This window comes from Streptomyces sp. NPDC003379, assembly GCF_053589195.1.
In genome coordinates, this window is record NZ_JBSFRK010000009.1 from 185,752 (window position 1) to 199,988 (window position 14,237).

The window sequence follows — 14,237 nt, forward strand, 5'->3', positions numbered from 1 at the left end:
ACTTCGGCGGCTATGCCAGCAGCCCCGAAGACCTCCAGAGTCGCCGCCCGACCCCCCGCATCACGCCGATGTCCTCCAAAAAGTCGGTCAGCCGCTTCGCACCGGTCTGCATGACCTCCGTGCGATGCCCGCTCGCCTTCACCTGCGCGACGGCCTCGCGCCGGTCCAGACCGACGTTCGTATACACCTGGGGGTTCACGAAGGCGAGGGAGAAGACGCGGGCGGCCTCGCCGCAGCTGAGGCGCGTCAACTCCCGCTCCCACCGCGGTGCCCTCACCATCTGGCGCCGCAGCTCCTCACGGGCGTACCGCACATGGCGCGCCTCCTCCACCACATGGATACGGGTGACGCCGCGCACGATGGTCTGGACGCGCTCGTCCGGGAAGGTGAGCCGCTGCATCCAGTCGAGGATCTCCTCGCCGAGCAGCGTGCAGGCGAACGAACCCGGCGTGGTGGACACCGTCTTCAGGACGCGCGCGAGGTTGTGGTTGAGGCGCGTGACGGGGTACGTCGGCGCGCCGCCCTTCTCGATCATGCGGGCGAACATCATCGAGTGGCGGCACTCGTCGGCTATCTCGGTCAGCGCGTACCGCACATGCGCGCTGGTCACCGACTTGTCGTAGATGTGCCGTACGAGCAGCTGCATGAGGATGATCTCGAACCAGATGCCGAGCGAGGCGAGCGAGGCGGCCTCGTGCCGGGCGAGGTCCATCCGCTGTTCCTCGGACATCTTCTTCCACAGCGGGGTGTCATAGAGCGAGACGAGCTCCGGGGGCCAGAACCACTTGCCCTCCTCGACGGGGGCGTCCCAGTCGAGCTCCTTGTCGGGGTCGAAGGAGTGCTTGGCGGAGGACTCCAGGAGACGGACGGCCACCTGCTCCCGGTCCTTGAGCAGTCCGAGCGCGTCCCGCAGGCCCTCCAGGGAGACATCTTCCGTCACGGTCGTCATGACTGTTCCTGCCTTGTCGCGGGTTACCGGCGGTCAACTCTTATGAGACTCCCTGTCAGCAAGGCCGTCAATCCCTCGCGCACGACTTGTTGACCCCGCGTCTAGGAGCGTGTGAGCCTGCCCATATGTCGACGCATGAGCTTTACACCAGGCCCCCGTCGGAGCCCAACTGGCAGGTTCCGTCAGCCGGTTCGGCGCGCTTCAGCTGGGAGTACGACGAAGGGCGGGACCGTCTCCTCGCCCTGTACCAGAAGGGCAAGGACAAGCAGTGGGACGGCGTCAAGCGCATCGACTGGGACCTGGAGGTCGACCCGCTCGACCCCCTCGGCACCCCCGACGAGTCGATGTCGCTCTTCGGCACGCCCCACTGGGCGAAGCTGACCGAGAAGGACAAGGGCGAGCTGCGCAGGAGCTACGCCTCCTGGCAGTTCAGCCAGTTCCTCCACGGCGAGCAGGGCGCGATGGTGTGCGCGGCGCGCATCGTGGAGTCCGCGCCGGACCTGGACGCGAAGTTCTACTCCGCGACCCAGACCATGGACGAGGCCCGGCACGCCGAGATCTACGGCCGCTTCCTGCACGAGAAGATCGGGATGCTCTACCCGATCAACGACAACCTCCAGGCGCTCCTCGGCGACACCCTGCGCGACTCCCGCTGGGACATGCCCTACCTCGGCATGCAGGTCCTCATCGAGGGCCTCGCGCTCGCCGCCTTCGGCATGATCCGCGACACCACGGACAAGCCGCTGCCCAAGCAGATCCTCGCGTACGTCATGCAGGACGAGGCCCGGCACGTGGCGTTCGGGCGGATGGCGCTGCGTGACTACTACAAGCAGCTCACGGACGCCGAGCTGCGCGAGCGCGAGGAATTCGTCATCGAGGGCTGCTACCTGATGCGGGACCGGCTGCGCGGCGTCGAGGTCCTGGAGAACTTCGGCATCCCCAAGGCGCAGGCCGAGCAGTACAGCGAGCAGTCCGAGTTCCTCGCCCTCTTCCGGCAGCTGCTCTTCAGCCGCATCGTCCCGTGCGTCAAGGACATCGGCCTGTGGGGAAAGCGCCTCCAGCAGGCGTACGTGGACATGGGCGTCTTCGAGATGGGCGACGCCAACCTCGACCAGCTCATGGCGGAGGACGAGGAGATCGCCGAGAAGCTGGACGCGGAGCGCTTCGCGGCCGAGGAGCGGGAGCGGGTCGAGGAGGTACGGGACGCGATCGCGTCCGGCGGGGCGGCGGACTGAGCGCCGTTCCCCCTGGTCATCGGCTTCCCCGCGCCCCGCCGCCGCTGAGCGCCGCCTCCATCACCGCCTTCGCGATCGGTGCCGCGCTGCCGCCGCCGCTGATGTCGCCGCGGTCCGCCGACGCGTCCTCGACGACCACCGCCACCGCCACCGAGGGCTCATGGTCGTCGGCGCCCCGCGCCCAGGAGACGAACCAGGCGTACGGTGTGCCGGAGTTGTCGATGCCGTGCTGGGCGGTGCCCGTCTTGCCGCCCACCGTCGCTCCCGGGATGCCGGCGTTCTTGCCGGTGCCCTTCTCGACGACCTCCGTCATCAGGTCGCGCAGCCGTGCCGCCGACGCCGGGTTCATCGCCTGGCGCAGCGTCCGAGTGCCCGTGGTGGTGACCACGTCACCGTCGTCCGTGGTCGTCCTCTCCACCAGGTAGGGCGATTTGACCGAGCCGCCGTTGGCCACGGCCGCCGAGACCATCGCCATCTGGAGGGGCGTCGCACGGGTGTCGTACTGGCCGATGGAGGAGAGCGCGAGCTGCGCCTTGTCCAGGGACGTGTCGAAGTTGCTGGGCACGACGGACGACGGGATGCGCAGCCCGTCGTCGTTGAAGCCGAAGTTCCGTGCGGTGCTCACCATCGACCTCAGGCCCGTGTCGGCCCCGAGCTTCGCGAAGACCGTGTTGCAGGACCACCGGAAGGCGTACCGCAGCGAGGCGTTGGTGCAGCCGTCCACCTCGTTGGTCAACTGTGTGCTGGTGCCCGGGAGGGTGTAGGGGCTGGGGGACTTCGTCGGCGCGTCCAGATCCGTCACGACGCCCGCGTCCAGCGCGGCGGCCGCCGTGACCACTTTGAACGTGGAGCCGGGCGGATACGTCTGGCGGATCGCGCGGTTCAGTATCGGCTTGCTTGCGCTGCCGTTCAGCCCGGCCCAGGCGTTCGCCACCGACCGGCTGCTGCCGGAGAGCCGTTCGGGGTCGTACGACGGCGTGCTGACCAGCGCGAGGATCTTCCCGGTGGACGGCTCGATCGCCGCGACGGCGCCCCTCTTGCCGCCGAGCCCGGTGTACGCGGCCCGCTGCACCGCCGCCTTGATCGTCGTCTCGACCTTGCCGCCGGGGTTCTGCGTGCGCGTGATGTCGTTCCACAGGGGGAGCGGGGCGAGCATCGGTTCGGTGCCGGAGAGGATGTCGTCCTCGGCGTTCTCCAGGAACGTCGTGCCGTACATCTGGGAGGCGAAACCGGTCACCGGGGCGTACAACGGCCCGTGCTTGTACGTACGTTCATGGCGGAGCTGCTCCCCGGTGTCCTCGGAGCCGGTGACCGGGCGCCCCTCGACCAGGATGTCGCCGCGCGGCTGGTCGAAGCGGACGATGGCGAGGCGGCGGTTGGCGGGGTTGTGGTCGAGGGAGTCGGAGTCGACGACCTGGACGCGGGTGGCGTTGATGAGCAGGGCGATGAGCAGGAGCGCGCAGAACGCGGCGGCGTGCCGGATGTACCGGGTCATCGGGGTGCCTCCCCGACGGGCTGGCTGCGCGCCGAGTGGCTGATCCGGATGAGCAGCGCCACGATGATCCAGTTGGTGACGACCGATGAACCGCCCTGCGCGAGGAACGGCATCGCCATGCCGGTCAGCGGGATGAGCCCCATGACGCCACCGGCGATCACGAAGACCTGGAGCGCGACGATCGAGGCGAGCCCGACCGCGAGCAGCCGCCCGAAGGGGTCGCGCAGCGCCAGCCCGGCGCGGTAGCCGCGTTCGACGAGGAGGGCGTAGAGCAGGAAGACCGCGCAGAGCCCGGTGAGGCCGAGCTCCTCGCCCGCCGTCGCCAGGATGAAGTCGGACTTGGCGGCGAAGCCGATGAGGATGGAGTGGCCGAGCCCGAGCCCGGTGCCGAGCATCCCGCCGGCGGCGAACGCGAAGAGGGACTGGGCGAGTTGGTTGGGGCCCTCGCCCGCGTCGATGGAGGCGAACGGGTGCAGCCAGTCCTGGACGCGGCTGTGCACATGCGGTTCGAGCGAGCCGACCGCGTACGCGCCGAGCACGGCGAGCAGCAGGCCGACCGCGATCCACCCGGTGCGGCCCGTGGCGACGTAGAGAAGGATCACGAAGAGGCCGAAGAAGAGCAGCGAGGTGCCGAGGTCGCGCTCCAGGACCAGGACGCCGACGCTCAGCAGCCAGATGGCGACGATGGGGCCGAGGACGCGCCCGGTGGGCAGCTGGAGGCGTCTGAACCTCCACAGGGTGCGGCCGGTGCAGGCCAGCGCGTTGCGGTTGGCCGCCAGATAGCTGGCGAAGAAGACCGCGAGCAGGATCTTGGCGAACTCGCCCGGCTGGATGGAGAACCCGCCGACCCTGATCCAGATCCGGGCGCCGTTCACGGCCGGGAAGAAGATCGGCACGATCATCAGGATCAGCGCGGTGACGACGGAGAGATAGGCGTAGCGCTGGAGCACGCGGTGGTCGCGCAGGAGGAGCACGGCGGCGGTGAAGAGACCGACGCCGACGGTCGACCAGATCAGCTGGGCGGGCGCGGCCTCGTCGTTCGGCGTCTCCAGGTCGAGGCGGTAGATGAGCACGAGGCCGAGCCCGTTGAGGAGGACCGCGATGGGCAGCAGCAGCGGATCGGCGTACGGGGCGCGGAAGCGGACGGCGAGGTGCGCGAGGAGGGCGAGCACGCCGAGCCCGGCGCCGTAACCGGCGGCGCCGGGCGGGATGGTGCCGTTCTTGGCGAGGCCGACATCGCAGTAGCCGTACACGGACAGCAGCACGGCGAGGACGAGCAGGGCCAGCTCGGTGCCGCGGCGCCGGGGGACACGGACGGCGGGGACCACGGGGGGTGCCGAGCCCGCTCTCGTTCCGGTCATGCCCGGAACGTAGCAAGCAACCCGCCCTCAAGTCCGCTTATGTCGTCTATGTCGGCCAGCGGGGCAGGACGGCGTCAGCACCAGCGCGGCGCCTTCCCGATGGTGGCGATGTAGTGGGCGGAACCCCAGGCCCAGGTCCCGTCGGTGAGCAGGTACCAGAGCTTGGTGTGGCCCACCTGGTCGCCCTTCGTCTTGCAGTAGAGGGTGACGACCTTGCCGTAGGGCTCGCTGCGGACCACACGGCTGCCACGGATCGGGTTGTCGCGCAGCAGCAGCCCGGACTTGGCGGTCACGCGGCCCTTGTAGACGGGCCGCTTGTGGTCGGCGTCGTCCAGGGCGGTGGCGGGGCCGGCGACGGTGAGCGTGGTGAGGGCGGTGCCGGCGGCGAGTGTGGCGAGCCGGACGGCGGTGGTCCGCAGGGACATGGAGCCTCCTCTGGGAAGGGCGGGTCTGGTGGCTTCTGGCGATTGCGCAAAGGCCGCAAACCCCACTAAAAGCGACACAGTGTCAGCACACAAGCTCAGGTGGCGCTTTCGGGTCCGTCCGGCTGTTCCTGCCCCTCGGGGTTCTCCTCGAAGGGCAGCCGCAGCGTCGCCACCGCCCCGCCGCTGTCCGAGGCGTTGGCGAACGTCAGCCGGGCGCCGAGGACCGCGGCCTGGCCGAGCGCGATGGTCAGACCGAGGCCGTGCCCCTTGCTGGTGCCCTCCGTACGGAAGCGCTGCGGGCCGTGCTCCAGCAGGTAGTCGGGGTAGCCGTCGCCGTGGTCCCGCACGGTGACGACGGGCCCGTCGACGGTCACGACGACCGGCGCCCGCCCGTGCTTGAGCGCGTTGGCGACGAGATTGCCGAGCACCCGCTCCAGGCGCCGCCGGTCGGTCTCCACACAGACATCGCGTACGACGACCAGCTCCGTGCCCTCGCCGGAACCCCGCACCACACGCTCCGCCAAAGGGGCGAGCTGGTGGGCGTCCAGGTCCACCCGCTCGCTCTTGGCGTCGAGCCGGGAGATCTCCAGGAGGTCCTCGGTCAGCGTGCGCAGCGCGGCCACCCGGTCCCGCACCAGCTCGGTGGGGCGCCCCGGCTCAAGGAGTTCGGCCGCCGCGTGCAGCCCGGTCAGCGGCGTCCGCAGCTCGTGCGCCACGTCGGCGGTGAACCGCTGCTCGCTCAGCAACTTGCCCTGCAGCGAGGACGCCATGGTGTCCAGGGCCCCGGCGACCGCGGCCACCTCGTCCTGGCGCCGGGCCGGAACCTTCGTACGCGGGTCGCCGACGCGCGCGTCGAGGTCACCCGCGCTGATCCTCCGGGCGACCTGCGCCGTCTGGTGGAGCCGCCGGGTCACGCGCGTCACCGCGAACGCGCCGACCAGCAGCGTCGCGCCGATCGCGAGGACGGAGGAGCCGAGGATCGCCCGGTCGAGCCCGTCGATGGTGCGGGCACCCTGGGCGTAGTCGACCTGGACGGCGATGGCGCGGCCCCCGTCGGCGGGCCCCGCCGCCCACATCGTCGGCCGGGACTCGTGCGCGGCGACCATCGTGCCGCGCTCCCCGCTCACCGCGAGCTCGCGCAGCCCCTCGGGCAGGCCCTCCGGGTCGACGCCCGCGCCGGGGCCGAGCCGGTCGCCCGCCTCGTACCGCTCGGTGGCCTCCTTCAGGCGGTCGAGGGCCCGTTCACGGGCCTGGCCGACGGTCTGGTTGGTCACCGAGACGTGCACGAGCGCGCCGAGCAGCGCGGCCAGCGCGCAGCACATGACGGCGATGAAGACGGCGGCCTTCCAGGTGAGCGTCGCCGTCCAGGCGGGGAGCCGCGGCCCGCGCGGCCGGCGGCGGCTCATCGCCCGCCGCCCGGGGAGGCACTCTCCGACGGCCTCGCGGGCGTGGACCGAGGCGGCTTGGGGCGAGAGGCGTTCGCGGAGCGGACGATCTCGTCCCGCGTCGGCAGCATCGTCTTCTGGTGCTCGTCCCACGACCACACCGTGTGGTACTCGTACCCCGGCAGGCTGGAGACGGCCCGGATGATCAGATCGCGTCCGGCCAGCTCCACGCCGAGCACGGCGTCGCTCATCTCCATGATCTGCGTCAGCCGCCGCCCCTCCTCGGCGTAGACGCGGATGTCGAGGTTGTCGTCGGGCGTCGAGACGCCGACGATCAGGTCGTCCTTCCGGTCGCCGGTCAGATCGCGGTAGTACGCCTTGAGGACCGGGCACCGCTCCCGTGCGTCGGAGGCGTCGTCGGAGGTGTCGTCGGCGCAGTCGTCGAGCCGCTCGACGGTCTTCTTGTACGAGGAGTCAGAGGGGTCGTACGTCCCGGGGTTCTGGTCGAAGTCCGCGCGGACGACGTCGGCGGGGTCCACCTTGCGCAGATCGCCGCCGGGCACCTTGACACCGGTGACGCGCACGCTCTCTATGGCGCCGTAGTCCTCGGCGGGCGCGGACGGGGGCGGCAGGTCGGGCCAGAGGTGCGTGGGGCCCTGGGCGGTGGGCGTCGCACCGGCGCCGCGCAGCCCGCCGGGGTCGCCGCAGCCGCCGGCCAGCGCCGCGGCGAGGGCGGCGAAGGCGGCGGTGAGGGCGAGCCGGCTGCGGTTCACTGCGCTCCTGCCTGCCGCGGGGCGCGGCCTGTCGTGGTGCCCGGCCCGCTGTCAGGACACCAGGTCGGCGTAGAGGATGATGTTGTCAGACCGGTGACCGCCGACGATCGGCCCACCGCAGGTCAGCAGGCGCAGTTCGGGCCGCCCGGTCGCCCCGTACACCTTATGGGTGGGGAAGTCCTTCTTGTCCACCTGTTGGATCTCCCGCACCTCGAACGTCGCCGTGCCGCCGTCCGCGCGCGGCACCGCGACGGTGTCGCCGACCCCGACCTTCGCGACGTTCCTCATCAGCGCCGGGCCGTTCGCGGTGTCGTAGTGCGCGACGATCACGGCGGCGCCCTTCTCGCCGGGCGTGACCCCGCCGGTCCACCAGCCGGGCTCGTCCGCCTTGTCCACCGGCGGCACTTCCAGCTCCTGGTCCGCGCCCACGCCGAGCCCGAGCATCGACTTCGCGTCGACGCCCGCCGCCGGGATACGCAGACCGGTCGGCCTGGACGCCTTCAACGGGGCGGGGGCACGCCCGGGCCGCGTGGTGGCGGCGTCGTGCACCGTGACGTCGGGGGCCGGGTAACCCTTGGCGCCCTGCCCGCAGGCGATCAGGGCGATGCCGAGGGCAGCGGTGAGGGCCGCGACGGCCGCGACGGCAGGGAGGGGCGCGGTGCGGCGACGCCGGCGTTCCACCGCGCTGTGGGGGGTGCGCACAGAAGGCTCCTCGGTCTCCTTGGCCCACTCGCTCTCCGCGGTGGAGGGCGGGCGGTCAGGAGTCCGTGCGGCCGCGGCGCAGCATGGCGAAGCCCAGGCCCGCGGCGCCGGCCGCCGCCATGCCGCCACCCGCCACCAGGAACACCGGATCGCCCCCGCTCCGCACACCCTCGGCACCCGCCTTGACGCCACCCCTGGGCGTGACGGCCTCGCTGCCGCCCTTGGGGGCCTCGCCCTTCAGGTGGGTGATGCCGATGTGCCCGTTGGACGGGTACAGCTCGTACCGCACGCCGCCCTCGGTGACCGTCGGGTGCTTCACGGAGAGGGTGGCTATCTGCCGGCCCTCGACGGAGAGCGTCGCGGCGTACGAGCCGCCGCGGTGGCGCACCTCGGCCTTCGCGCCGTCGCCGAGGGCGACGTCGTAGACCTCGGTCTTCGGCTCCGGAGACGGCGGCGAGTCCGCGAACGCCCCGGCGGCCGGCACGAGCAGCGCCCCGCCGACGAGGGCGGAGACGGCGGCGGCACGGAGGGAGGGGTGGCGGCGGTGGGTGCTCACGGGACGTTCCTTGCGGTCGGCCGGGTGCCGGTGGCTCCGGAGCGATCGGATGGACGACCTCGAAGGTAGGTGTCCGCCATTGCGGAGGCCCGCCAGCCGTGTAACAACGCGCCATAACTGTGCGGGCAGTGCTGTTACGGGACCGGGGGGACTTCGGGCCCGGACCGGTCGAAGTCGGCGTAAAGACGCCTCAACTTCCGTGCGCCGCCGACGGGTTCTTGCCCCGGTGGCATGCGGGCTGGTCCCATGGTCGAGGGGTGATGCGGCATGAGTGGACTGCGCGTCGTACCGGCCTGGCGGCACGGGCAGGAGCGGTTGTACGTCTGTCTCGCGGACGGCGGGAGCGTGGCCTGGTACGACCGCGACACATCCCGCGTGAACCTGCTCAGCGAGGACCGCGAAGCGGACGTCCTGCGCGTCCTCGCGCCCTACCTCACCGGTGACGTCACGGTGGGCCCGCCGCCGGTACCCACCCCCGCCGAGCTGGCCCGCCTCGCGCTGCACCCCGACGACGACCTCGCCCCGAACCGCCCCGGCGAGGCCCTCCACATCGCCCTGGACCGCGACCGGCCGCCCGCGCGCAGGCTGCGCGCCGACCCCCGGCACCGCGCGCTCGCGGCGGAACAGGCGGTCGGTGACGCCCTGGACGCCCTCGAAGGCGCGGGCTGGCGCGTGCTGCACTCCGTCCCGCTGCCGGGCGGCGCCCGCATCCACCATCTGCTGATCGGCCCCGGTGGCCTGTTCTGCGTGGGCACCCTCGCCGTCCGCAAGCAGCGGGTGCGCATCGCCGACCCGATGGTGACGGTCGGCCGCGGCGACCCAGCCCCGCTGCTGCGCACGATCCGCTCCGACGCGGGCCGCGCCTCGTTCGCGCTGACGGCCGAGGTCCGGCCCGTCCTGGCGCTGGCCGGGCCGGGGGCGGCGGACCCGGACGTGGCGGCGCCGCCCCGCGACGTACGAGTGTTGCCCGAGGGCGACCTGCCGACGCTGGCCCGCCTGGGCGGCGTACTGAAACCGGCCGATGTGGAGGCCCTGCACGCCTTGGCCAGGGACCGCCACACCTGGCAGCGGGTCTGAGCCGAGGGGCCCCGCCCGGGGCGTCAGAGGGACGGCGTCAGAGGGACGGCGTCAGAGGTTGTCCCCCCAGCCTCCCTGGATCATGGTCTGGAAGGCCCATGACCCACCGCGCCTGATCAGGATGTCGGCGTACCGCAGGTGCTGCGTCTCGCCGTTCGCCGTCATCGCCGAGTCGGTGAAGACGACGGCCATGGCGGGGGAGAGGAAGACGGGCGTGCGCGTCGACTCGAAGGTGATGTCCTCGCTCCCGTCCCCCATCACGTGTGTCATCGTCCGGACGAACTGCTCCCGGCCCCACTGCGCCGCCCGCCCGTCACCGGCGGAGTCGTCGCTGACCAGGTTGAGCGGGAAGACGGCCAGATCGGCCATGCGCTCCACATCGCGCTTCGCACTGTGCGCGTCGTACTCGGCGAACCAGGCGTCCAGGCTCGCGCGGTCCTCGTCGGTCGGGACGTATCCGGTCTCGGGCAGGAAGGTCACGCGGTCTCCTCAGCAGTAAGCCATAGGTAGTCAACTTTGACTATCGTTGAGGAGGTTATGCCTCGTTGGGCCACTAGTCAAACTTGATTAGACGTGATGCCGGTCACAAGTGCCGGGCTTCGGCCCGAGGGGCGCCGTCACCGGAAACGGACCACGACCGCCGTCGCGTGCCGCGTCGTGGTCTGCCGTACCTCCACCACCACCGCAGGCTCCGCGGGCAGCACCGCGTACGTGACGTCGCCGATGCCCACCGCGGTCGCCACGCCCTCACCGACCGGCTCCGGCAGCGCCCGCGCGGCGGCCGACCGCACCGCCGGGGACAGCGGCGACGACACCACCGGGGTGCCGTCCCCCGGCAGCGCGAGGACCAGCGCCTGGGGCCGGGCGGGGTTCCCGGTGCAGCCGATCACCACCGCGTCCCGGGTGTCGCTGTGCCGCAACTTCAGCCACGCGCGCGTGCCGCCCCGGTACGCCCCGTCGAGCCGTTTGATCACCAGGCCCTCGACGCCGGTGCCGGGCAGCGACTCGTACCAGGTCAGTGCGGTGTCGCGGTCGGTCGTCGACGGCACCGCCTGGAGCGGCGGCCCCCAGGGCGCGAGCAGCCGTACGAGACGCGCGCGCCGCTCCTCGTACGGCAGTCGCCGGCAGTCCTCGCCGCCCTCCGCGAGCAGGTCGAAGGCGGCGTACGAGGCGGGCAGGGTGCGCGCGAGGAGGGCGGCACGCGCGCGTGTGGCCGCCGCCCGCTGCTGCACGGCGGCGAAGTCGATGCGCCCGCCGGACCACACCACGACCTCGCCGTCGAGGGCGGTCCCCTCGGGCAGCCGGGCGGCGGCCTCGGCGAGGTCGGGGAAGGCGGAGGTGACGACTCGCCCGGAGCGGGCCTGGAGGGTCACCTGGCCACCGTCCTCCCGGAGGACGACCATGCGGTGACCGTCGAACTTCGGCTCGTACGCCCAGCCGCCGCCCTCCGGCAGCGCGCTCACGCCCTCCGCGAGGGCCACCCGTACGGGCCGGGGGAGGCTCATCGCGCGGTCCGGGCGCTCCGGGCGCTCCGGGCGCTCCGGGTGCTTCCCGTGGGCGGGGGCAGGGGCAGGGGTCTGGCCCGGTCGGGGTCGAGGAGGGGGGCGAGCAGGTCGCCGTGTTCGCGCAGCCGGGGCGCGATGTCGTCCGCCATGAAGACCAGCGGGCCGGGCTCCTCGCACGCCTCGACCTCCGCCCAGGTCACGGGGGTGGAGACGGTCGGCTCGGCGCGGGCCCGCAGGGTGTAGGGCGCGGCGGTGGTCTTCGCGGCGGCGTTCTGGCTGAAGTCGACGAAGACCTTGCCCGGCCGCAGGCTGCGCGTCATGCGGTGCACGACGAGCTGGGGCAGCTCCTGTTCGGCCCTGACGGCCAGCGACTTCGCGTACGCGCTGACCTGCTCGGAGGGCGTCGCCTCCAGCGGCACGAGCAGATGGAGGCCCTTGCTCCCGGACGTCTTCGCGTACACGTGGAACCCGTCGGCCGTGAGCCGCTCGCGCAGCCAGAGCGCGGCCCGGCAGCACTCCACGACGGTGGCGGGCGGGCCGGGATCCAGATCGAACACCAGCCGGTCGGCCTGCGCCGGGGCGTCGGCCCGCCACTGCGGCGTGTGGAACTCGGTCACCAGATTGGCCGCCCACATCAGCGAGGCCAGATCTTGTACGAGGATCTGGCGGGCGATCCCGTCGGAGCGGGGCACCTCGGCGGTCCGCACCCATTCGGGGGTGCCCGGCACCACGTTCTTGGTGAAGAAACGCTGCCCGTCGGGCCCGTCGGGGTAGCGCAGGAAGGACATGGGCCGGTCCGCGAGGTGCGGCAGGAAGACGTCGGCCGTGCTGGCGTAGTAGTGCAGGACCTCGCCCTTGGTGAAGCCGCTCGCGGGATAGATGACCTTGTCCAGGTTGCTGAGCGAGATCCTTCGCCCCTCCACCTCTGTGATCGGCGTCATACCATGAGAGTCCCATAAAACGTATGAAACGCCATGAATCGGTCACAAAACTTGTTCCCTTGTTCCCTTGTTCCCTTGCCCCCACAGCGAGAGGTCCCGGACGTGCGATCCATATGGAACGGTGCGATCTCCTTCGGCCTGGTCAGCATCCCGATCAAGCTCGTCAACGCCACCGAGAACCACTCGATCTCCTTCCGTCAGATCCACACCGAGGACGGCGGCCGGATCCGCTACCGCAAGGTGTGCGAGCTGGAGGAGCGCGAGGTGACCTCGGCGGAGATCGGCAAGGGCTACGAGGACGCGGACGGCTCGATCATCCCCATCACGGACCAGGACCTGGCCGCGCTGCCCATCCCGACGGCCAGGACGATCGAGATCGTCGCCTTCGTCCCCGCGGACCGCATCGACCCGCTCCAGATCGACGCGGCGTACTACCTCTCGGCGAACGGCGTCCCCGCCGCCAAGCCCTACACGCTGCTGCGCGAGGCGCTGAAGCGGAGCCGGCGGGTGGCCATCGCGAAGTACGCGCTCCGGGGGCGGGAGCGGCTCGGCATGCTGCGTGTGGTCGACGACGTGATCGCGATGCACGGGCTGCTGTGGCCGGACGAGATCCGGCAGCCCGAGGGGGTGGCGCCCGACTCCGACGTCACGGTCCGCGACGCCGAACTCGACCTGGCGGACGCCCTGATGGACACGCTCGGCGAGGTCGACATGTCCACACTCCATGACGACTACCGCTCGGCGGTGGAGGAGCTGATCGCCGCGAAGGTCCAGGGCGGCACTCCCGTGGAGCAGGCCCCCGCCGCGGAGGCGGGCGGTGGCAAGGTCATCGACCTGATGGCCGCGCTGGAGAACAGCGTTCGCGCGGCCCGCACGGCCCGGGGCGAGTCCGGCGGGTCCGGCGAGTCCGACGCGGGCGTCCAGGGTGAAGAGGGCGGCACGGAGGCGGAGGTCACGCAACTCGGCGCCCGCCGCGCGAAGTCGGCGTCGGCGTCGGCGTCGGCGTCGGGCTCGGGCTCGGCGCGCAAGTCGTCCCCCGCCGCCCCCAAGCAGGTCGGCGGCAAGAAGTCGACGTCGGCCTCGGCGAAGAAGAAGGACGCCCCCGCCAAGAGGACGGCGACGAAGTCCACGTCGACGGCCCGCAAGCCGGCCGCGGGCAAGGCGGCGACGGGCAGGTCGGCGGCCCAGAAGACGACCCGGAAGACGACCCAGAAGAAGGCGGCGCCGGCGAAGAAGGCGACGGCGAAGCGCCGGGCGTCCGCGTGAATCGGCGCCGAATGCCCGCCACTCGCGTGGTTGACGGTTGGCGGTTGGCGGTTGACGCGGCACGGCAAATTGCAAAGCTCGGCCGCCGCGCCGAGAGGGCCGCCGAGGACAACTACGAGAGCGAGCCGCATAAAGTCCTCAACTGAATACGGTCAAACCGCACCCTCTCGCCCTTTTGTGACCTGTGATAGATGTCACAATCGCTTGATGGAATTAGACCCTCCGCGCAATGATCTCTGCGGACACAATGGGATTCTTTAGGATTTCCGGAGGGTTTAGGTATATGGCCACTAATCCATTTGAAGATGATGGTGCGGAATATCTGGTACTCGTGAACCACGAGAATCAGCACACCCTCTGGCCCGCCGGGCTCGACACCCCGTCCGGCTGGACCGTCGTACAAGAGGCGAGTTCACGGGCCGATTCCCTGGCCTACGTGGAGGAGCACTGGACGGACATGCGTCCGGCGAGCCTGATATCCGGCTCCTGACGTGACCGACCGCGAAAGGGCAGAGGGAAAAGCGGCGTCGCGGGGGGACGGAAAAGAGGGGGTGGGCCGCTTCAGCG

The 14,237-nt window shown here is 71.3% G+C and carries 15 protein-coding genes; 4 read left to right on the forward strand and 11 right to left on the reverse strand.

Features of this window, described 5'->3' with window-relative positions; all coding sequences use genetic code 11:
* Window positions 1-10: 10 nt before the first annotated feature.
* Complete coding sequence (locus tag ACWDVB_RS11350) at window positions 11-949, reverse strand: AurF N-oxygenase family protein (protein WP_451512772.1); 939 nt, start codon at window positions 947-949, stop codon at window positions 11-13.
* A gap of 125 nt (window positions 950-1,074) precedes the next feature.
* Here ACWDVB_RS11350 and ACWDVB_RS11355 point away from each other — a divergent pair, with 125 nt between their 5' ends.
* Window positions 1,075-2,184 (forward strand): ferritin-like domain-containing protein, encoded by a 1,110-nt coding sequence (locus tag ACWDVB_RS11355; protein ID WP_451512773.1) that lies wholly within the window; start codon window positions 1,075-1,077, stop codon window positions 2,182-2,184.
* 16 nt (window positions 2,185-2,200) lie between these two features.
* Here ACWDVB_RS11355 and ACWDVB_RS11360 read toward each other — a convergent pair whose 3' ends face one another.
* From ACWDVB_RS11360 to ACWDVB_RS11390, 7 genes are all read right to left on the reverse strand, one after another.
* Complete coding sequence (locus ACWDVB_RS11360; protein WP_451512774.1) at window positions 2,201-3,679, reverse strand: penicillin-binding transpeptidase domain-containing protein; 1,479 nt, start codon at window positions 3,677-3,679, stop codon at window positions 2,201-2,203.
* A complete protein-coding gene (locus ACWDVB_RS11365; protein ID WP_451512775.1) occupies window positions 3,676-5,040 on the reverse strand; it encodes an FtsW/RodA/SpoVE family cell cycle protein in 1,365 nt (454 codons plus the stop codon). The genes ACWDVB_RS11360 and ACWDVB_RS11365 overlap by 4 nt, the downstream gene beginning before the upstream one ends.
* A gap of 74 nt (window positions 5,041-5,114) precedes the next feature.
* Window positions 5,115-5,465 carry an SH3 domain-containing protein gene (locus ACWDVB_RS11370; RefSeq protein ID WP_451512776.1) on the reverse strand — a complete coding sequence of 117 codons (351 nt, stop codon included), beginning with the start codon at window positions 5,463-5,465 and terminating at the stop codon, window positions 5,115-5,117.
* Window positions 5,466-5,560: 95 nt separating this feature from the next.
* Window positions 5,561-6,871: an ATP-binding protein gene (locus tag ACWDVB_RS11375; RefSeq protein ID WP_451512777.1), complete on the reverse strand. Its 1,311-nt coding sequence runs from the start codon at window positions 6,869-6,871 to the stop codon at window positions 5,561-5,563.
* A complete protein-coding gene (locus ACWDVB_RS11380; protein ID WP_451512778.1) occupies window positions 6,868-7,623 on the reverse strand; it encodes a hypothetical protein in 756 nt (251 codons plus the stop codon). Before ACWDVB_RS11380 ends, ACWDVB_RS11375 begins: the two co-directional genes overlap by 4 nt.
* A 51-nt stretch (window positions 7,624-7,674) precedes the next feature.
* Window positions 7,675-8,325 (reverse strand): class F sortase, encoded by a 651-nt coding sequence (locus ACWDVB_RS11385; protein ID WP_451512779.1) that lies wholly within the window; start codon window positions 8,323-8,325, stop codon window positions 7,675-7,677.
* A gap of 55 nt (window positions 8,326-8,380) precedes the next feature.
* Window positions 8,381-8,881, reverse strand: a complete 501-nt coding sequence (locus tag ACWDVB_RS11390) for a hypothetical protein (protein WP_451512780.1) — start codon at window positions 8,879-8,881, stop codon at window positions 8,381-8,383.
* A 267-nt stretch (window positions 8,882-9,148) separates the two neighbouring features.
* Between ACWDVB_RS11390 and ACWDVB_RS11395 the strand changes: the two genes are divergently transcribed.
* The gene (locus ACWDVB_RS11395; RefSeq protein ID WP_451512781.1) at window positions 9,149-9,958 is read left to right on the forward strand and encodes a nuclease-related domain-containing protein; all 810 of its coding nucleotides are present in this window, start codon (window positions 9,149-9,151) and stop codon (window positions 9,956-9,958) included.
* Window positions 9,959-10,009: 51 nt separating this feature from the next.
* On the opposite strand, the gene ACWDVB_RS11400 is transcribed toward ACWDVB_RS11395, so the two are convergent.
* From ACWDVB_RS11400 to ligD, 3 genes are all read right to left on the reverse strand, one after another.
* Window positions 10,010-10,438 (reverse strand): nuclear transport factor 2 family protein, encoded by a 429-nt coding sequence (locus ACWDVB_RS11400; RefSeq protein WP_451512782.1) that lies wholly within the window; start codon window positions 10,436-10,438, stop codon window positions 10,010-10,012.
* 137 nt (window positions 10,439-10,575) lie between these two features.
* Complete coding sequence (locus ACWDVB_RS11405) at window positions 10,576-11,463, reverse strand: ATP-dependent DNA ligase (protein WP_451512783.1); 888 nt, start codon at window positions 11,461-11,463, stop codon at window positions 10,576-10,578.
* A complete protein-coding gene (gene ligD, locus ACWDVB_RS11410) occupies window positions 11,460-12,404 on the reverse strand; it encodes a non-homologous end-joining DNA ligase (protein WP_451512784.1) in 945 nt (314 codons plus the stop codon). Before ligD ends, ACWDVB_RS11405 begins: the two co-directional genes overlap by 4 nt.
* A 102-nt stretch (window positions 12,405-12,506) precedes the next feature.
* Between ligD and ku the strand changes: the two genes are divergently transcribed.
* Window positions 12,507-13,670 (forward strand): non-homologous end joining protein Ku, encoded by a 1,164-nt coding sequence (ku, locus tag ACWDVB_RS11415; protein ID WP_451512785.1) that lies wholly within the window; start codon window positions 12,507-12,509, stop codon window positions 13,668-13,670.
* Window positions 13,671-13,953: 283 nt separating this feature from the next.
* A complete protein-coding gene (locus tag ACWDVB_RS11420; protein ID WP_451512914.1) occupies window positions 13,954-14,160 on the forward strand; it encodes an MbtH family protein in 207 nt (68 codons plus the stop codon).
* Window positions 14,161-14,237: the final 77 nt, after the last annotated feature.